The following is an 18,723-nucleotide window of genomic DNA, read 5'->3' as shown; positions in this document are numbered from 1 at the left end:
CTCGAGTGCTGCAAGATCCTCGACGGGAAACGACACGTGTCGTGTGATGTAGCGGCACACCCGAACAGAACAGGAACGTTCAGATGAGTTCACGCCTGCAGTCGAAGGTCATCGTGGTGACCGGTGGAAACTCGGGGATGGGCAAGGCGGTCGCCGAGCGGCTGACCGCCGAGGGCGCCGCCGTGGTCCTGGCCGCCCGCCGCAAGGACCTGGGCGAGCAGGTCGCCGAAGACCTCCGCGCGGCCGGTGGCCGGGCGTTGTTCGTGCCGGCCGACGTCACCGTCGAGGACGACGTGGCCCGCGTGGTCGACGCGGCGGTCTCCGAGTTCGGCCGGGTGGACGGCGCGTTCAACAACGTCGGCGGGATGAGCGCCTTCGGACCGGTGCAGGACATCGACGCCGCTGGCTGGCACTCGGACATCGAGGTCAACCTGACCAGCGTCTTCTACGGCCTGAAGCACCAGGTCCCGGCGATCCTCGCGGCCGGTGGCGGCGCGATCGTCAACAACGCCTCCAACCTCGGCGTGACCGGCCTCCCCACGGTCGCCCCGTACGTGGCGGCCAAGCACGGCGTGGTCGGGCTCACCCGCGCCGCGGCCCTGGAGAACGCAGAGCACGGCGTGCGGGTGAACGCCCTGGTCACCGGCGGAGTGGACACGCCGCTGTTCGCCCAGACCATGGGCGCCACCCCCGAAGGCCGCGCCCAGGTGGAGAACATGCTGCCGGTCAAGCGAATCTCCCAGCCGGAGGAGATCGCGGCATTCGTCGCCTTCCTCGTCAGCGACGAATCGAAGTTCATCACCGGAGCAGCCCTCGCCATCGACGGCGGAATCACGGCCCAGTAAGGAAGTCCGGCCCACCACGACGGACGGCCAGAACAGGTGGCCCCGGCCCAGCGCCGGGGCCACCCCTGGCGGCGCGCGGCTGGTCACCTGATCCGCTGGTGGTGCTTCTTCGCGGAGGTGGCCGCTGGTCGACGGGCCGGGGTGCGCGGAGGGGTCGACTTCGCGAAGTAGGTCTCCATGGCTGAGGTAATCGGGAAGAGGCTCCGCGAGATCCGCCGGGCTCGCGGCAAGTCGTTGACGGTCATCGCTGGCCTGGCAGGCATTTCCACGTCGTACCTGTCACGGCTGGCACGTATAACTCGATCGAGTGTTTGCCTCAGCGGCAAGGTTTTCGCCGCCACCGCAACGACAGTTCGGGCATGCGCGGAACGTCAGCGCTGATGTCGGTTCGGCACGACGAATCCGGGCGCCGTCAGTCGACGTTGAACGGGATGTTGCGCCACGGGCTGGACGGTTCGTTCAGCAGGATCCGGTGCGCCGCGACCACGGGGTGGTAGAACTCGCCGTACGACTCGTCGTCGAACCGGAGCACCCGGCCGAGGATGTAGCCGGCCGAGAAGTCCGCCCACGAGCGGTGCGCCTCGCGGCTCAGCTCGCCCGCTTCGAGGATCGCCTGCTCGGCCTCTTCTGAGGTCAGGTACCGGGCGCTCAGCCCCCACCGGGCGAAGTTGACCGCCCGGCCGTAGTCGTATCCCAGCGTCGACGTGACCCGGCCGTCCGGCGGCAGCACGCCGTCGGCGCGGAAACGCGCTTCGTACCGCAGGATTCGCCCGATCAGCTCCTGGATGGCGGGGATCCGGCCGGGATCGTTGCCGAGCGCCAGGAACTGGTCGGCGCTGATCTTCCGCCACGCCTCCGCGTCGTCCTGCGCGCCGGGCCACCGCCGCGTCATCGCATTGCGAACGCCGAGCAAGAACTGGATCTCCGCCGGGCTGTTCACGCCTCGCAGGAGAAAGGAGAGCTGAGCGAGGCAACCGTCCCGGTCGGTGACGTTCCACGCGTCGCGCAGCACCAGCACGTCTTCCGCGTAGTGGTCGTAGCTGTCGCCGGTGTCGTTCCAGACCACCTTGTTGTGCGTCGCGAGGAGGGCGCCGCACGCCAGGCCGTGCGCGAGCGGACCGCGGAGCGGCCCGGTGTACTTGGTGCGCAGGATCGCGTCCACATCGGCTCGCGGGGAGCTCTCCTTCAGCGCCTTCCAGCGCTTGCGCTGCTTGTGGACATTCGGGAAGTACGCCTCGGTCGGTGTTCCCGGGTTGACCACCACCCCGCGCCACTCCACCAGCACCACGTCGACCCCGGACAACGGGAGCTCGACCGGGTGCGCCACCACGTCCGGGCGGCGCGGGAGCAGTTCGCCTCTGGTGTACACGGGGAGGAGCTTGCGACCATCCGGCCCGCGGAGGTACTGCCAATGCGGCAACCCCAGCTTGCTGTTGTCGATCTGCTCCTTGGACGAATAGCTGAACAGGTCGTTGGCGAGCAAGATCCCGACATAACCGTCCCAGTCCCCACGGACCTTCGCGGCGTACAGCGCACGTTCGACGTCGGTCGGTAACGGAGGACCACCAGGCCCGGTCCCACCAGCACCAGTGATCATGTCCACCACAACGGCGAACCCTATCAAGCCAGCTGAAGCCGCCAGCAAGATCAGCTCACGGCCACCGCCGATTCTTGGAGGGCTGGTCGGTGAGCAGGCCGGGAACGACACCCATCGCAAGGAGTCCACGAAACGCGACCACCGCACCGCGGGGGCCCGCGGGGGCTCGGCCCCCGCGATAAAACGCGGAACGCAAAAATGGCGAGTGCTCAGTACGAGCACTCGCCACCCATTGCGTGGAGCTGACGGGATTCGAACCCGTGACCCCTTGACTGCCAGTCAAGTGCGCTACCAGCTGCGCCACAGCCCCTTGTTCTGTTGTCCGAGGTGTTCGGTCCGGGTTTCCGTCCCGCTCATCTCGTGTGCCAATACAGTACAACAGGCCTCCAGGGCCGCTTTCAGGGGGGTACCCCTAGTTGGATCTACCCCCGCTGACCTGCAGCTGGTACACCGAGGGTCGTGGCAACAGCACAGGGGGTTCGCCCTCCGCTGGTGGCGCCCGAGGTCGAGGGGGCTGCACCGGAGCGGCGTCGTGAGATGCAGGAGCAGCGGCTGCGCCGGTTGGTCGACCGGTTGCTGGCCGCGGGTGGGGTGCAGGGCCGCCGGTTGCGGGACTGCGGGGTCGAACGGGGGGACGACGTCTCGCTCGACCAGTTGCACCGGTTGCCGCTCCTCGCGAAGGAGGACTTCTGGGAGTCCTACCCGTTCGGGCTGCGTTCGGCGGCTGCCGAGGACGTCGTCTGCGTGCACGGGTCGTCGGGCACGGCCGGGCGGCAGACGCTGGTCGCCTACACCGCGCACGACGTGGACGTCTGGGCGCACGTGATGGCTCGTGCGCTGGGTGGGGCCGGTGTGACCCGGCGGAGCTTCGTGCACTGCTCGTACGGGTACGGGATGTTCACCGGCGGGCTCGGCGTGCACCACGGCGCGACGCGGCTCGGGGCGACCGTGCTGCCCGCGTCCAGCGGGGCCACCGACCGGCAGCTCCGGCTGCTGCTGGACCTGCGGCCGGACGTGCTGTGCTGCACGCCGTCGTACGCCATCTACCTCGGGGAGGCGTTCGCCTCGACCGGGATCACCGCCGAGCAGCTGTCGCTGCGGGTCGGGGTGTTCGGGGCGGAGCCGTGGACCGAGGAGATGCGGCAGGGCGTCGAGCGGCTGCTGGGGCTGCGGGCGATGAACATCTACGGGCTCACCGAGGTCATCGGGCCCGGGGTGGCGTGCGAGTCGCTGGATTCCGGCGGGTTGCTGAACATCGCCGAGGACCACTTCTACCCCGAGGTCGTCGGGCCGGACGGTCAGCCGCTGGCCGACGGGCAGCCCGGTGAGCTGGTGTTCACCACGCTCACCAAGACCGGCACACCGCTGCTGCGCTACCGGACCGGCGACGTCGCCGCGCTGCACGGCCCGGCTCCCGGCTCGGCCCGGACGCTGCGGCGGATGAGCCGGGTGCTCGGGCGCACCGACGACATGCTGGTCATCCGCGGCGTCAACGTGTTCCCGTCGGAGGTCGAGGCCGTGCTGCTGGCCGATCCCCGGGTCGCGCCGCACTACCTGATCGTCGAGGACCGCCGCGACCGGTCGCGGCCGGAGCTGCGGATCGCCGTCGAGCCGCGCGACCCGCAGGGCGATTCCGAGGCGCTCGAGCGCGATCTCACGGCCGCGCTGCACGCCCGGCTCGGGCTCGGCTGCATCGTGCGGGTGCTGCCGCCCGACCACATCCCGCGCGCCGAGACCGGCAAGGCCAGGCGGCTGGTGCGCTGGGACTACGGCGTGGTGCCGCTACCCGGCCTGGAGTGAGCTCCGTTTCCGCTGGTCAAGTGCCGTGAGTGCTTTGTGGGGCTATAGCACCCCAAAGTGCTCACAGGCCGCCACCTGCGGAAGCAGAGCCGCCGCGCGCAAGCCCACCCCTCAGCCGGCCGCGCGGCCGTTGGGGCCGGGCAGGCCCCGGGTGTTGGCCGCCTTGACGAACTCCGCGCGGGGATCGTGCAGTTCGCCGAGCGCGACGACCTGGCGTCGGAACGGCAGCTCCAGCAGCCAGTCGCCGAGGATGCGCGCCTTGTGCGACGCGGTGGGCATCTTCGCCAGGTGGTAGACGCGGTGCAGCAGCCAGGCCGGGAAGCCCTTGAGCTTCACGCCGTACACCTCCGCCGCGCCCTGGAACAGTCCCAGCCCGGCGACCGACCCGGCGTAGCGGTGCTTGTAGTTGGTCAGCGGTTCGCCGCGCAGCAGCGCCGCGATGTTGTCGGCGAGCACCCGCGCCTGGCGCACCGCGTGCTGCGCGGACGGGCTGCACAGGGCGTCCGGGTCGCTGCTGGTCAGGTCCGGGACGGCCGCGCAGTCACCGGCGGCGAACACGTTGTGCGTGCCGCGGACCTGCAGTTTCGCCGTGCACTCCAGGCGGCCCTTGGTGTCGCGCGGCAGATCGCTGTCCTCCAGCATCGGGTGCGGTTTGACGCCCGCGGTCCACACCACGGTGTCGGTGTCGAACTCGTCGCCGTCGGAGAGCACCGCGTGCCCGTTCTCGAAGGACTTCGCCGTGGTGTTGAGCTTGACCTCGATGCCGCGCTCCGCCAGCCGCTGCCTGGTGTACTCGCTCATCGGCGGGCTGACCTCGGGCATGATCCGGCCCATCGCCTCGACCAGCACCCAGCGCATCTCCTGCGGGGTCACCGGCGGGTAGCTGCGGGTCGCGTAGCGGGCCATGCTCTCCAACTCGGCCAGCGCCTCGATCCCGGCGTAACCGCCGCCGACGAACACGAACGTCAGCAGCCGGCGCCGCAGCTGCTCGTCGCGGGTGCTGGCCGCGATGTCCAATCTGGACAGCACGTGGTTGCGCAGGTAGATCGCCTCGCCGATGGTCTTGAACCCGACGCCTTGCTCGGCGAGCCCCGGGATGGGCAGCGCGCGGGAGACCGAACCGGGCACCACGACCAGGAGGTCGTAGCTGACGTGCTCGACCTTGCCGTCGCCCAGCATCGCCGTCAGCTCGCGCTGCGCGTGGTCGATGCTGGTGACCTGCGCGGTCAGCACCTGACAGCCGTGCAGCGCCTCGCGCAGCGGCACCACCACGTGGCGCGGTTCCAGCGAACCTGCCGCCGCTTCCGGCAGGAACGGCTGGTAGGTCATGTGCGGCTGGGTGTCGATCACGGTGACCGCGGCTTCGCCCGCGCGCAGCTTCCGCCGCAGCCGCAGCGCCAGGGTCAGCCCGACGTGGCCGCCACCGATGATCACGATGCGTGGCTGTTCAGGCATGCTGCGGTTCTCCCCTCGCTCCGGAGCGGGTGCGCCGCGGGTCGACCTCTCGCTCGGGGTGGCGCCGCAGGTACTCCTGCTCCAGCTCGAAGGTGCGCGCCGTGTGCTCCCGCAGCGCGTCGGGCGAGCCGTGCAGGAAGGTCTCGTTGCGGGTCAGGTGCAGGTGGCGCAGCTCCCGCAGCAGCAGGTCCTCGGTCAGCTCGTGGCCGGGTATCCCCGTCGTCGTGCTCATGTCGTCCTCCCGCTTCGGCAGGCAGGCGAAACCGGCGCGTCGTGGCGTCACGACGTCCACGCCGGAGTACCCGGCGGGCGGCGCCAGGACACCTGCGCGTCCAGATTGCGGCCGGTCTCGCCGGGCGGCGACTCAGGAGCCTGTCGGCGAATGCCGTCCGCGCCTTATAAGCGGCGCCAGCCGCTTCGAGTACGCACGCAACTCGCACCGCCGCGGCTTCTGAGTGCTTTCCTGGCGAGGACGGCCCCTCCGCCGTGTCGGACATACATCAGGAGGGGCACCCGCAGTCCAGGGAAGCACTCAGGTTCCGCCACGCAGATCAGCCACCAACAAGCTTTCAGGAGGTCTTGGCCGGGCGGGTTTCCGGGGCTCCGGCCCAGGCGACCAGGCCCAGCACCGCGGTGAGGCCGGTGACGGCGAACGCCGCCTGGTAGGAGATCACGTCGGCGAGCACGCCTGCGATCAGCGGCCCGAGGATCGCGCCGAGGTCGGCCGACATCTGGAACGCCGCCAGCACCGGGCCGCCCTTGCCCTTGGCGCCGATGATGTCGGCGACCGCGGCGTTCTGCGCGGGGTTGAGGATGCCCGCGCCCATGCCCGCGATCAGCGAGGCGGCGAGGAACCACGGGACGGAGTCGGTGAAGCCCAGCGACGCGGTGGCCGCGCCGGAGACGGCGAGCCCGATGAGCACCAGCGGTTTGCGCCCGCGCTGGTCGGCGATCCGGCCCGACACCAGCAGCACCGCGGCGTTGCCGACCGCGAACACCGACAGCGCGACGCCCGCCATGGCCTGGGTGGAGCGCATGATCTCGACCACGAACAGCGGGACCAGCGCGATCCGGACGCCGAAGACCGCCCAGCCGTTGCTGAAGTTGGACAGCATCGCGGCCCGGTAGGTGCGGTTGCGCAGCGCTTCGCGGACGGTCAGCGACTGGACCTCCTCCGCGTCGGTCCGCGGCGCGGCCAGCGTCGACTTGCGCAGCATCAGCCAGCCGAGGAACGCGGCGATGAACAGCGCGGCGCCGTAGGTGAGGAACGGCAGGCGCAGCGAGTAGCCGACCATGAGGCCACCGATGATCGGCCCGGAGACGTTGCCCAGCAGGAAGCTCGTCGCCCACACGCCGGAGGCCTGGCCGCGCAGGTGCGGCGGCGCCAGCCGGACCAGCAGCGCCACCGCCGAGACGGTGAACATGGTCGAGCCGGTGCCGCCCAAGGCTCGGAACACCAGCAGCTGCCAGTAGGAGCCGGCGAACGCGCAGGCCGCAGTGCTCAGCCCGACGATCGTGATGCCCCAGACGTAGATCGAGCGCTCGCCGAAGAAGGACACCAGGCGGCCGCTGACCGGCGCGAAGGCCAGCCGCATCAGGGCGAACGCGCTGATCACGAAGGAGGCCGCGGTGACGCCGACGTCGAAGCTGGTGGCGAAGGTCGGCAGCGCGGGCGCCACGATCCCCATGCCCACCGCGACGATGAAGCTGCCGATGACCAGGATCCAGATCTCCCGCGGCAGGGAGCCGATGCCGGTGCCCTCTGCGCTCTGCTCCGCCGTTGCCGAGCTGCTCGACACCGCTGCCCCTCTCAACATGTTTAGCCGAACTAACCGGAAGGGCCTGGTGCTTCCCGGGCCGATCCGCACAACCGGCTAACCGAACCTGCCCTGCGCTCGGTTTATTCCAGCCGCGGCCAGGATGTGACGAGCCCTGCCGTCTTGATCGCGCCAGAGACCCGTGCGCGGTTCGGGGCGCTATGGCACCCCAAAGCACTCACGGCACCATGGCGCCCCGAACCTCCGTGAAACCGGAGCAACCTCACAGCAGGTCGTCGATGCGGCGGCCGTACGCCGTCACGCCGTAGACCACGTCGAATCCGCAGGCCTCGGCGAAGCGCTCCGCCGTGCCGCCTTCCTCGCTGTAGGCCGCGACCATCAGCGCACCGCGGTCGCGCAGCTCTTCGACGACGTCGGCGACCACTTCGCCGCCGATGCCCCGGCGGCGCCTGCCGGGCCGCACGACCACCTGCTCCACCAGCCCGACGCGGCGCTCGACGAATCCCTGCGCGAAGCCCGCGATGCGGTCGGCGTCCTGGTCGTCGACGACGCGCAGGATGCTGCGCGGTTCGTCGAGGCGGTGCACCAGGTGGCGCAGCAGCCTGCGCTCGCCCTCCTCCGAGAGCCCGGTGTCGTCGCCGATCAGGTCGACGATCCCGGGCAGGTCGCGCTCCTCGGCGGGCCGCGCCCAGCCGCGGACGTCCTGCCTCGTGCGGTGCAGCAGCGCGACGAGCTCCTCCACCGCGCGCCACCCGGCGTCGTCGGCGATGCCCTCGATCTCGGCGACGGTGGTCGGGGAGGCGAACACGAGGGCTTCCGACCGCCCGGCCTCGGCGAAGACCTGCTCCAGATTCAGCAGCGTCCCCGCGACCTCGGCCAGCGTTCCCCACAGCGCGCAGGCGTGGTTCGCGGCGGGCAGCGGGTTGTCCTGGTTGAGCACGACCGTGGCCGCACCGACCCTGGTGCGCAGTCCGTAGCGCACGACGGCGGAGGCTAGTCGCGCGGTCTCGACCAGCCCGGCGAGATCGCGGGCCTGCCGCGGGTCGAGCAGGGCCTCGTCATCAGGGTCGTGCAGTGGGTCCACGCCCTCATTGTCCCCGGCCCGCCGCGGCCGCCCGCCGGGACGGCGATTTCGCGCGAAATCGGCGCGGCGCGATGTCGGCGGCCTGCGGCAGGATGGATCGATGTGAGCACTCCCGCAGAACTCGCCGACGAACTGCTGACCGTCATGTTCGAGTCGGACCCGGTCAGCGCCTCGCTGTACGGCGTCCACGACCGCGACGACGAGCTGCCCGACATCTCCGCGGCGGGCGAGCAGTCGTTCCGGGAGCGGGCCGACGACATCCGGGTGCGCGCGATGGCGGTGGACACCGCGCACGCCGATCTGGAGCAGCGGCTGACCATCGCGGTCGTGATCCAGCACGCGCAGGCGCTGATCGCCCAGTTCGACGCCCGCTCCCCCGAGTACACCGTGGTCGGGTCGCTGTTCGCGCCGGTCGCCGGGCTGCTGTTCCACCTCGGGCAGCTCTCGCCCGCCGATGCCGGGCAGGGCGCGGACTTCGTGCGGCGCCTGCGCCGGATCCCGGAGTTCGCGGCCGCCGCCGGGCAGCGGCACCGGGAGGGCGTCGCGACCGGCATGGTGCCGGTGCGGGTGCTGGTCGACGACGCGATCCGCCACCTCGACGACTACCTGGCCGCGCCGGACGGCGATCCGCTGCTGGCCCCGGAGCTGCACGATCCCGAGCTGGAGCAGGAGCGCAAGCGCCTGCTGGCCGAGTCGGTGCACCCGGCGCTGCGCGAGTACCGGAACGTCCTCGCCACCGAGATCGCCCCGCACGCGCGCCCGGTCCAGCAACCCGGGCTGTGCTGGATCCCCGGCGGCCACGAGATCTACCAGCGGCTGGTGCGCGCGCACACCAGCACCGACCGCACTCCGCAGCAGCTGCACGACATCGGCCTGGCCCGGATCGCGGCGCTGCGCGACGAGCTCACCGAGCTGGGCGCGAGGGTCTGGGGCGAGCACGATCCGGACGCGGTGCTGCACCGGCTGCGCACCGATCCCGCGCTGCGCTGGCGGGACGGCGAAGAGCTGCTGACGTCGGCGCGCGAAGCGGTCACCCGTGCCGAAGCAGCGGCGCCGCAGTGGTTCGAGACGCTGCCCGACCAGCCGTGCGAGGTGCGCCCGATCCCCGGCGCCACCACGGACAGCACGCCGATCGGCCTCTACAACGCACCTCCGCTGGACGGCTCGCGGCCGGGCGTCTACTTCGCCAACACCGACCGCGCCGAGCAGCGGCAGCGCTTCAACTCCGAGGTGATCGCGTTCCACGAGGTCGTGCCCGGCCACCACATGCAGATCAGCCTGGCGCAGCTGCGCACCGAGCTGCCGCTGCTGCGGCGGCTGATCCCGATCACCGCCTACGCCGAGGGCTGGGGTCTCTACACCGAGCGGCTGGCCGACGAGATGGGCCTGTACTCCGACGACGTGGCCCGGATGGGCATGGTCGCGCAGGACCTGCTGCGCGCCGCGCGGCTGGTGGTCGACACCGGGCTGCACGAGTTCGGCTGGAGCCGTCAGCGCGTGGTGGACTACCTGCTGGCGAACACCATCCTGCCGCGGCTGGAGGTCGATTCCGAGACCGACCGCTACATCTCCTTCCCGGCGCAGGCGCTGTCGTACCTGGTGGGAAAGCTGGAGATCGAGCGGGTCCGGCGCATCGCCGAGCAGCGCCTCGGCGGGGAGTTCGACATCCGCGGCTTCCACGACGCGATCCTCCGCCACGGCGCCGTCCCGGTGTCCACATTGGACCTGCTGGTCACCGAGGAGCTCCTCGGCTGAGCCAGCACCGCCGTTCAGGCACCGTGAGTGCTTTGTGGGGCTATAGCACCACAAAACACTCACGGGTTGCCACCTGTCAGCGCATCACTCCGGACGCCAGTCGAACGGGAAGTGCTTGCTGGACCCGCCGCTGTAGGGCTGCGAGAAGTCGAAACCGGTCGCGTGGTCGTCGCTCACCACGCCCCAGGTCGCGACCTGACCCGGCCCCACCTCCGCGCCCGGCGCGTTGACCAGCTGCACCCGCCGGTTCGGATCCGCCGTGGGGCCGGTGAGGGCCCGCGCGCCGACCTTCACCTTCCCGGGGATCTCGGCTCCCCAGTACGCCAGGTCAGCGGCCGCGTCGAACCGGATGGGCGCGTACTCGATCCCGCGCAGCTCACCGATGAGGGAACCGAACTGCCCCGGCCAGCCGCCCTCCTTCCCCGTGAAGAGCCGCTCCAGCGCGTGCCGCTGATCGGAGTCCGCCTTCGCGTCGATGTAGAACATCAGCGTCAACGCGACGTCGGGGTCCCCGACCCACATGTTCCCGGTGAACTCGCCGACGGCCACCACGCCGAGCCCGGACAGATCGGTATCGCCGTAGTACCCCTCGTGCACCTGCCAGACCAGGGTGAACAGGCAGGAGCCGTGGGTCGGCGCCTGCGCGAAGGTGCAGGGGCACGGAAGTCCGCAGCTGCACACGTCGAACCACTCACCGCGCAGGTGCCAGTCGTGCGTCGGCGCGGTGGTCCCGGCCGTCCGCTCCTGCGCGGCCTCGAGAACCGTCCGGACGACGCCGTGCTCGTCCGGTTCGACCGAGTGGTCGCATCCACGATCGCTGCCACACATCTTCACCACTCCTCAGTCCACAGTGCCGAGATCTCATACCCCCTCGGGGTATGAGATCGACCGTACATATACCCCCTAGGGGTAGTCAACACCCGAAACCCGCCGCGCACCAACGCCGAAGCGGCCCGCGCCCGGGGAAGAGCCCGCCTGACCAGCGCCTGCGACATACAGGTGATGCACCACGAGCGCGCTCGAAAGCGACACCCGACGCATTACTGTCGATACCGAGCGTGGTCGGCGCTCGGCCGCCGGCTTCCCAGCGGAGACAGGAGGCGCCGTGACCGGGACTTTCCACCACCGCCAGGAACGACTGCGCCGCGAAGCCGAAGCGGAGCTGCGCGACCGCCTGCTGCCGACCTGGCAGCACCGGGTCCTGCAGCGGTTCGCCGTCGAGCACGGCAGCGGCTGGTACCCGCTGCTCAACCAGTTCGCCCCGCACACCCCGGCGAACCGCCCGGACGCGGTGCTGGTGGGCCCGCAAGGCGTGCTGGTCGTCCTGCTCCGCGACGCCGAACCCGCGTGGGAGGACACCCGAGCGGCCTTCGTCTGGACCGCGGAACTGCTGGCCGGCGCGTCGAGCGACGCGGGCGCGGTGACCGAGGCGGTGGTCCGCGCGGTGGTGGTGCACCCGGCCGACCACCGCGGCCGCAAGGGCCACAGCGGTGAACACCTGGCCATCACCGAGGCCGAGCTGGACCGCGTCCTGCGGCACGGCGAACGGCTGCTGGAACCGGCCGAAGCGCTGAGCATCGCCCGCCACCTGGACAGCAGGACGTTCGACCTGTCCCCGATCATGTGGCACCCGCGGCGCATCCCGCAGCAGCGAACACCGGGCCGGACCACCGGATCCGGCCTGTTCGAGGTGCCCGACCTGCGCCGCGAGCGGGTCGAGAGGGCGCTGGAGCGGCCGTTCCGCGACTGGCGGATCTTCCTGGACGACGCGCAGCTCGGCGCGGTCCGCCGCCGCTACTCCGGCCCGGCGCGCATCACCGGCCCGGCGGGCACCGGGAAGTCGGTGCTGGCGCTGCACCGGCTGGCCTACCTCTCCCGCCGCACCACCGGGAAGCTGCTGTTCACCACGCACCTGCGCACGTTGCCGCGGATCGCCGCCGAGCAGTTCCGCTCGCTGGCCCCGCACCTGGTGCAGCGCATCGAGTTCACCCACCTGCACGCCTGGGCCCGGGACTTCCTGGACCAGCGCGGACGTGCCGCCGACGTGGACGAGCAGCAGGTCGAGCAGGCCTTCGAGGCGGTGTGGCAGCGCGCGGAGCTGACCGCCCCGCTGCGCGGGTTCCGCAATTCCCGCAGCTACTGGAAGGACGAGATCGACCGGGTGATCAAGGGGCGCGGGATCAGCGCGCTGGAGACCTACCAGCACGTCCCGCGCAAGGGCCGCGGCCGCCCGCTGCCCGCCGAACTGCGCGCCCGCGTCTGGCAGTTCTACTGCGAGTACGAGCGGGAGCTGTCCGAACGCGGCGCCTTCGACCACAACGACGTGCTGATGCGCGCGCTGTCCGAGCTGGACCGCAGGCCGCTGCCCCGCCAGTACGCGGCGGTGGTCGTCGACGAGGTCCAGGACCTGACGCTGATCGGCCTGCGCCTGGTGCACGCGATCAGCGGCGACGGCCCCGACCAGCTGCTGCTCGTCGGCGACGGCCAGCAGCAGGTGTACCCGGGCGGCTGGCGGCTGTCCGAGGCCGGGATCTCGTTGCAGGGCAGGGGCGAAGTCCTGCGCCGCAACTACCGCAACCGCGCGGCGATCCTCCAGCAGGCGGGCGAGCTCGACGCGATCAACCGCTTCGACGACCTCGACGGCGGCCCGACGGTGACGCTGCGCTCGGCGTTACCGGTCCTGCGCGGCGGGAACGTGGTGCACTGGCAGGGTGAAGATCAGGAGGAGGCCCTGATCGCCGCGCTCCGCGAACTCGACGAGGACACCGACACGGCGATCCTCACCCGCACCAACGGCGCGGCCCAGCACTGGGACCAGGTGCTCCGCGAAGCGGGCTTCACCGTCCGCGCCCTGGACCGCTGGAACGGCCGCACCTCCGGTCCGATCCACATCGGCACGGTCCACCGCGCCAAGGGCACCGAGTTCCGGGCGATCTTCCTCCCCGACGAGCGCACCCGGTCGCACGAGCACCGGGACGAGGTCGAGGCAGCGAACCGCCACCGCCTGGTGGCCCGGACCAGAGCCCGCGACCACCTCTGGATAGCCACCCTCACCCGGTGACGTCCGCGGCGAAGCCCGCGATCATCGCGTCGAGCGCGAAGTCGAAGCGCGACCGGGCACCGGCCCGGTCGCCGGCCGCGGCTGCCGCTTCGGACAGCAGCGGGAACCGCTCCCGGTCCACACCGGACAGGTGGCGGACCTGTTCGGACGGCTCCGCCCGGCCGTCGGCGCTGACCTCGGTCGCCACCTGCCCGACGACGAAACCGGCCAGCGAGAACAGCACGTCCAGCCCGACCTCCAGCGGGAACCCGGCGTCGCGCAGCGTTCTCAGCACGCCTTCCAGGATCTCCAGGTTGCGCGGGGTCACCGCGGGTCTGGACACCACCAGCGGGATGGCGTTCGGGTGCGCCAGCAGCGCGTCCCGCAGCGCGTGCGCGTAGTCGCGCAGGTCCGCCTGCCAGGTGCCGCTGCCGACCTGCGGCACGGCGGCCTCGGCGAGCAGCTGCTCGACCAGCCCGTCCAGCAGGGCGTCCTTGTTGGCCACGTAGTGGTAGAGGGTCATCGCCTCCACCCCGAGCTCGGCGCCCAGCCGGCGCATCGACAGCGCCTTCAGGCCATCGGCGTCGACGATTGCCAGCGCCGCTCCGAGCACGTCCTGCCTGGTCAGCCCGGCGCGCTGACCACGGGTGCGACTGGTGGGCATGACCGGTCCCGCCTCTCCGCGACTTTCAGCGGTGGTTGCGCGGTGCCATGGGCAGCTCCGCGCGATTGCACTTCTTACAACGTAAGTCTACGGTAGGCGCAGAAACTTACAACGTAAGAATGTTGGAGAGCCGATGTCCACCCCCGCACTCCCCGAAACCGGAAGAGCCGTCCGCGCCATGCACATCGGACTGGCGCTCACGGTGCTCGCCGCACTGGCCCCGCTGATCGACGTCGCGACCGTGGACAGCCTCGGCGACCACGTGCGCAGCGCCTACCCGGACTGGCCCGACGACCTGATCGCCACCGACCGCAACGCGATAGCCGGCTACCTGGCGGTGATCGGCGTGCTCGGCATCGCCGGCTGGCTGTGGTCGATCGTCGGCACCCGGAAGCACGCGCGCTGGGCGCGCGTGGTCAGCACGATCATGTTCGCCCTGGGGGCCTCCGTCGCGCTGCTCAACCTGTCGCTCTCCGGTGGCGCGTACACCAACGTCGTCCCACCGCTCCACAGCGCGCTCGGAACGCTCCCCGCCCTAGCCGGTCTGGCGGCGGTGGTCCTGCTCTGGAAGCGATGACCGCGGGGCCGCAAGCCGCGCGATGGCGCCGAGGTCGGCCGCGTCCAGCGAGCCCCACCGTTCGGCGACCGCTTCGGAGAACGCCGCGCGGACCTGCCCGCCCAGCGCCTCGCCCTCCGCGGTGAGCGAGAGGCGGGCGACCCGGCGGTCGTTGCGATCGGCCGCCCGGGTCAGCAGCTCGCGGCGTTCGAGGCGGTCGACCATGCCGGTCACGTTGGTCTTGTCGCAGCCGAGCATCACCGCGAGCTCGCCCGAGGACGGCGCGCGATCTCCGAGCAGGCACAGCAGCTCGATCTGCTGGGCGGTCAGCCCGAACCGGCGGGCGGTCGCGGCGTAGATCCCGCGCAGCTCCCGGTGCAGGGCCATCAGCGCGCTCGGAAAATCGTCCACCTCGGGAGACTACCTCGATGGTTGACATCATCGACAAATTCAGTTGATGATCTCGACTGACGAGCAACTCAACCACTGGAGTCAGCAGTGCAGCGATCAGCCCTGGTCACCGGGAGTTCGCGCGGCATCGGCCGCGCCATCGCCGAGCGCCTCGGCGCGGACGGCCTGAACGTGGTGGTCAACTACCGGTCGGACCGGGCCGCCGCCGAAGCGCTCGTCGCCACGATCGAAGCGGGCGGCGGCCGAGCCGTCGCGGCGCAGGCCGACGTCACCGACCCGGCGCAGCTGCGCGCCCTGTTCGACTTCGCGGAGGAGCGGTTCGGCGGCCTCGACGTGCTGGTCAACAACGTCGGAACGGCCCGCTTCGCGCCGATCGCCGAATCGACCGACGCGGACTACGACCTGCTGTTCGGCACCAACGCCCGAACCGCCTTCACCGCCCTCCGCGAAGCCGCCAACCGCCTGCGCGACGGCGGCCGCATCGTGGCGATCTCCAGCGGTGTCACCGCGAACCACCGCCCCGGCACGGGCCTGTACGGCGCGGCGAAGGCGGCCGTCGACCAGCTCGTCCGGGTCCTCGCCGGGGAACTCGGGCCGCGCGGCATCACGGTGAACAGCGTGCGCCCCGGCGCCACCCGGACCGACGCCCTGCTGGAACTGCAACCCGAGGAGACGTTGCGGCGGATGGCCGCCGAGACGCCGCTGGGCCGGATCGGCGAACCGGCCGACATCGCCGACCTCACCGCGTTCCTGGTCTCCGACGACGCCCGCTGGATCACCGGCCAGGTCATCAACGCGAGCGGCGGCAACTTCTGACCGGCCGGAGCGCGAACCGGCTCACCCGGTGGGCAGCCGGTTCGCGTAGATCGCGATGCTGCCGGCCAGCAGCAGCACGACCACGGACAGCAGCCCGATCACCGTGCTCCCCGTGGCGTCCTTGACGAAGCCGATGAGCGTCGGGCTCACGAACCCGCCGAGCAGGCCGATGCTGTTGATCAGCGCGATGCCGCCCGCCGCGGCGGTGCCCTTCAGATATGCCGACGGCATCGACCAGAACACCGCGTAGGAGCCCCACATGCACGCCGTCGCGACGACGATGGCGATCAGCGACACCGCGAAGTCGCTCGCGGTGAACGCCGCGACCGCGAGCGCCGCGGCGCTGATCAGCGCGGTCACCGAGCTGTGCAGGCGCCGCTCGCCGGTGCGGTCCGACCGCCGCCCCAGCACGATCATCAGCACGATGGCGAACGCGTACGGCAGCGCCGAGTACAGGCCGATGGTCACGGTGTCGGTGAGACCGTTCTCCTGCAAGATCGTCGGCAACCAGAAGCTCACCGCGTACAGGCCGCTGATCAGGCAGAAGTAGCCGACCGCCAGCAGGTACACGCGCGGGTCGCGCAGCACCTGCCGGAAGGTGTGCTGCCCCTTGTCCCGGTCCACCGCGAGATCCCGCCGCAGCCGCTCCCGCTCCCCCGCGCTGAGCCACTTCGCCTGCTCCGGCGTGTCCGCCAGCGTCTTCCAGACGACGATGCCGAGCACCACGCACGGCAGCCCCTCCAGCAGGAACATCCACTGCCAGCCGTGCAGCCCGGCGACGCCGTCGAAGTTCGTGATCAGCCAGGACGAGACCGGCCCGCCGAGCATCGAACCGATCGGCCCGGGCAGCATCAGCAGCCCCATCGCCGCCGCCATCCGCGCGGGCGGGAACCAGTAGGTGAGGTAGAAGATGATGCCGGGCGCGAAACCCGCCTCGAACACGCCGAGCAGGAAGCGCAGCACGTAGAAGGTCATCGCGTCGCTGACGAACATCATCGCGGCCGAGGTGAGGCCCCAGAGCACCATGATGCGGAAGAGGGTCTTGCGGGTGCCGATCTTGGCCAGCAGCAGGTTGCTGGGCACCTCGAAGATCACGTAGCCGAGGAAGAAGATCCCGGCGGCCAGCCCGTAGACGGCCTCGCTGATCCCGACGTCGGCCTGCATGTGCAGCTTGGCGAACCCGATGTTCACCCGGTCCAGGTACGCGAAGGTGTAGCAGAGGATGAGCAGCGGCAGGATCCGCCAGCTCACCCGCCGGTAGAGGGCATCGGCTGCCGCAGCGGTGTGGGTCATGTCTGGTCCGCCTCTCCGCGATTCTCAGTGGTGGTCGCGCCCGGGATCGATCTCGCGTTGCGCGGTTTCTCGCGGCTGGGTTGCATCACGGTCCCCTGAGGTGCGGTCGGGCAGGACTCGGGTTGACGCATGGGGGTCGTGTCTCCATCAGTCGCGATGGCGGCCGAAGACCGGTTCACCCGGCAGCCGGTCGAGTTGGATCTGCGCATCGCGGACCACGAAGGTTCCGCCCACCAGCACGTGATCGACGCCGGTGGAGGTCCGGATCCGGGTTCCGGTGGCGGGGCTGGCGATGGTGCCGGGGTCGAAGACCACGACGTCGGCGTCGGCACCGACCTGGATGCGGCCCTTGCGGCGCATCGCGGGCGCCGCCGGTTCCAGGATCTGCGCGGGCAACAGCGTGCACCGCCGCACCGCCTCCCCCAGCGACAGCACGCCGAGCTCCCGGACCAGCCAGCCGAACGTGCGGGCGTAGCAGCCGACGCTGCGCGGATGGGTGTGCACGCCGTCGGCGACCGGCCAGGTGTCCCCGTCCTGGCCGACCAGCGGCACCGCGTCCGAAGCGATCGCCGTGCCGGGGAACAGCAGGGACCGTTGCAGCGTCGAGAGATCCGCCGGGTCGGACTCGTCCAGCCAGTCGAAGAGGATCAGCGCGCCGGGGTCCTGCTCGCGCAGCTCGGCGAGCCGCGCGGCGTCGGCGATCCGCTCCCCGGTGGCGACGCGCAGGATGTTGCGCGGCCGCATCCCGAGCCGGTGCAGCTTCTCCGGCGCGAGGAACGCCGCACCGATCACGGTCGACGCCGAGCCGTACGGGTAGGCCTCCGTGGTGACCTGCACGCCGTAGCCCCTGGCCCGGTCCACCGCGGCGGCGACGTCGTCGATCATCCGGTTCGACGTGCTGTTGATGTGGCACATGTGCATGTGCGCGCCGGTCCCCGCGGCTGCCGCGATCACCTCCAGCGCGCCCTCCAGCGAGGTCCCCGGTTCCTCGGTGGAGATGAACCGGGTGTGCGTGAAGGTCGGCACGCCGAGCCGAGCGGCCAGCGACGCGACCGCGAAGTACTCGTCGCGACCGGAGTCCGGGGCGTACCCGACCAGCACCCCGATGCCCAGCGCACCGCCGCGCACCTGCTCCTCCAGCAGGTCCAGCACCCGCGCCCGGTCCCGCGCGCCGATCGGGCGACGCCAGTTCGGCGCGCCCTGGTACTTCGAGAACACCTCGAACGACGCACCCGGTTCGGCGCCGTCGAGCAGCTGCATCCGCGCCAGCGCCCAACCGGCCGAGAAGCCGAAGTTGATGGGCCGCCCTTCGGCAGCGGCCTCGGCGTAGGCGGTCCGCACCGGCAGAGCGCCCGCTTCCAGCTCGAGAGCGGTGGTGACGCCGTCCATGGCCTGCAACCGGAGCCCGGTCACCGTCTGCGCATGGCTGTGCAGGTCGATGAAGCCCGGCGCGAGCACGCGGCCCGAGACGTCGACGACGGTGTCCCCGGCCAGCCGGTCGGCGGTGACCGCACCGATGCGCCCGCCGTCGATGCCGACGTCGCGCACCCCGTCCAGCCCGGTCTCCGGGTCGACGACCCGCGCCCCGGCCAGCACCAGGTCGAAGTGTTGTGGCTCGCACATGCGAAG

Annotated in this window: 17 protein-coding genes and 1 tRNA gene; 7 read left to right on the top strand and 11 right to left on the bottom strand. The window is 71.1% G+C overall.

All coding sequences use genetic code 11. From position 1 onward, the window contains the following. Positions 1-83: 83 nt before the first annotated feature. Both OU416_RS19725 and OU416_RS19720 read left to right on the top strand, forming a co-directional pair. A complete protein-coding gene (locus OU416_RS19725) occupies positions 84-845 on the top strand; it encodes an SDR family NAD(P)-dependent oxidoreductase (protein WP_270928456.1) in 762 nt (253 codons plus the stop codon). A gap of 177 nt (positions 846-1,022) precedes the next feature. Beyond that, complete coding sequence (locus OU416_RS19720; RefSeq protein ID WP_270928455.1) at positions 1,023-1,226, top strand: helix-turn-helix domain-containing protein; 204 nt, start codon at positions 1,023-1,025, stop codon at positions 1,224-1,226. Between the two features lie 31 nt (positions 1,227-1,257). Here OU416_RS19720 and OU416_RS19715 read toward each other — a convergent pair whose 3' ends face one another. Next, the gene (locus OU416_RS19715; protein WP_270928454.1) at positions 1,258-2,328 is read right to left on the bottom strand and encodes a DUF1266 domain-containing protein; all 1,071 of its coding nucleotides are present in this window, start codon (positions 2,326-2,328) and stop codon (positions 1,258-1,260) included. A 351-nt stretch (positions 2,329-2,679) separates the two neighbouring features. Next, positions 2,680-2,752 (bottom strand) — tRNA-Ala (locus OU416_RS19710). 149 nt (positions 2,753-2,901) lie between these two features. Between OU416_RS19710 and OU416_RS19705 the strand changes: the two genes are divergently transcribed. Then, a complete protein-coding gene (locus OU416_RS19705) occupies positions 2,902-4,242 on the top strand; it encodes a phenylacetate--CoA ligase family protein (protein ID WP_270928453.1) in 1,341 nt (446 codons plus the stop codon). A 111-nt stretch (positions 4,243-4,353) separates the two neighbouring features. On the opposite strand, the gene OU416_RS19700 is transcribed toward OU416_RS19705, so the two are convergent. The 4 genes from OU416_RS19700 to OU416_RS19685 all read right to left on the bottom strand — a co-directional run bounded on the left by OU416_RS19700 (position 4,354) and on the right by OU416_RS19685 (position 8,559). Further along, positions 4,354-5,697 carry an NAD(P)/FAD-dependent oxidoreductase gene (locus tag OU416_RS19700; protein ID WP_270928452.1) on the bottom strand — a complete coding sequence of 448 codons (1,344 nt, stop codon included), beginning with the start codon at positions 5,695-5,697 and terminating at the stop codon, positions 4,354-4,356. Then, positions 5,690-5,929, bottom strand: coding sequence for a DUF6158 family protein (locus OU416_RS19695; RefSeq protein ID WP_270928451.1), 240 nt, complete (start codon positions 5,927-5,929; stop codon positions 5,690-5,692). Before OU416_RS19695 ends, OU416_RS19700 begins: the two co-directional genes overlap by 8 nt. A 337-nt stretch (positions 5,930-6,266) precedes the next feature. Beyond that, complete coding sequence (locus OU416_RS19690) at positions 6,267-7,496, bottom strand: MFS transporter (protein ID WP_270928450.1); 1,230 nt, start codon at positions 7,494-7,496, stop codon at positions 6,267-6,269. Positions 7,497-7,737: 241 nt separating this feature from the next. Next, positions 7,738-8,559 (bottom strand): GNAT family N-acetyltransferase, encoded by an 822-nt coding sequence (locus OU416_RS19685; protein WP_270928449.1) that lies wholly within the window; start codon positions 8,557-8,559, stop codon positions 7,738-7,740. Between the two features lie 102 nt (positions 8,560-8,661). On the opposite strand from OU416_RS19685, the gene OU416_RS19680 reads away from it, so the two are divergent. Next, the gene (locus OU416_RS19680) at positions 8,662-10,314 is read left to right on the top strand and encodes a DUF885 domain-containing protein (protein ID WP_270928448.1); all 1,653 of its coding nucleotides are present in this window, start codon (positions 8,662-8,664) and stop codon (positions 10,312-10,314) included. Positions 10,315-10,398: 84 nt separating this feature from the next. Here the strand turns inward: OU416_RS19680 and OU416_RS19675 are convergent, their stop codons facing one another. Further along, on the bottom strand, positions 10,399-11,142 hold the full coding sequence (locus tag OU416_RS19675; protein WP_270928447.1) for a DUF1326 domain-containing protein: 744 nt from the start codon (positions 11,140-11,142) through the stop codon (positions 10,399-10,401). Positions 11,143-11,419: 277 nt separating this feature from the next. Between OU416_RS19675 and OU416_RS19670 the strand changes: the two genes are divergently transcribed. Then, positions 11,420-13,375: a UvrD-helicase domain-containing protein gene (locus OU416_RS19670; protein WP_270928446.1), complete on the top strand. Its 1,956-nt coding sequence runs from the start codon at positions 11,420-11,422 to the stop codon at positions 13,373-13,375. Here OU416_RS19670 and OU416_RS19665 read toward each other — a convergent pair. Then, positions 13,365-14,018 (bottom strand): TetR/AcrR family transcriptional regulator C-terminal domain-containing protein, encoded by a 654-nt coding sequence (locus OU416_RS19665; protein WP_270928445.1) that lies wholly within the window; start codon positions 14,016-14,018, stop codon positions 13,365-13,367. The two genes, OU416_RS19670 and OU416_RS19665, sit on opposite strands and share 11 nt — an antisense overlap. 133 nt (positions 14,019-14,151) lie before the next feature. Between OU416_RS19665 and OU416_RS19660 the strand changes: the two genes are divergently transcribed. Further along, positions 14,152-14,595, top strand: a complete 444-nt coding sequence (locus tag OU416_RS19660) for a hypothetical protein (RefSeq protein WP_270928444.1) — start codon at positions 14,152-14,154, stop codon at positions 14,593-14,595. Here the strand turns inward: OU416_RS19660 and OU416_RS19655 are convergent. After that, on the bottom strand, positions 14,554-14,985 hold the full coding sequence (locus tag OU416_RS19655) for a MarR family winged helix-turn-helix transcriptional regulator (protein WP_270928443.1): 432 nt from the start codon (positions 14,983-14,985) through the stop codon (positions 14,554-14,556). The genes OU416_RS19660 and OU416_RS19655 overlap by 42 nt on opposite strands. A gap of 87 nt (positions 14,986-15,072) precedes the next feature. On the opposite strand from OU416_RS19655, the gene OU416_RS19650 reads away from it, so the two are divergent. Further along, entirely contained in the window at positions 15,073-15,801 is a 729-nt protein-coding gene (locus OU416_RS19650) for an SDR family oxidoreductase (RefSeq protein ID WP_270928442.1), read from the top strand. Positions 15,802-15,822: 21 nt separating this feature from the next. On the opposite strand, the gene OU416_RS19645 is transcribed toward OU416_RS19650, so the two are convergent. Next, positions 15,823-17,094: an MFS transporter gene (locus OU416_RS19645; protein WP_270928441.1), complete on the bottom strand. Its 1,272-nt coding sequence runs from the start codon at positions 17,092-17,094 to the stop codon at positions 15,823-15,825. A gap of 147 nt (positions 17,095-17,241) precedes the next feature. After that, complete coding sequence (locus tag OU416_RS19640) at positions 17,242-18,717, bottom strand: amidohydrolase family protein (protein ID WP_270928440.1); 1,476 nt, start codon at positions 18,715-18,717, stop codon at positions 17,242-17,244. Positions 18,718-18,723: the final 6 nt, after the last annotated feature.

Origin of the sequence: Saccharopolyspora indica (assembly GCF_027853965.1) — a bacterium.
In the GTDB taxonomy this organism is placed as follows: Bacteria; Actinomycetota; Actinomycetes; order Mycobacteriales; family Pseudonocardiaceae; genus Saccharopolyspora; species Saccharopolyspora indica.
This window is presented reverse-complemented; position numbering and strand designations above follow the sequence as displayed.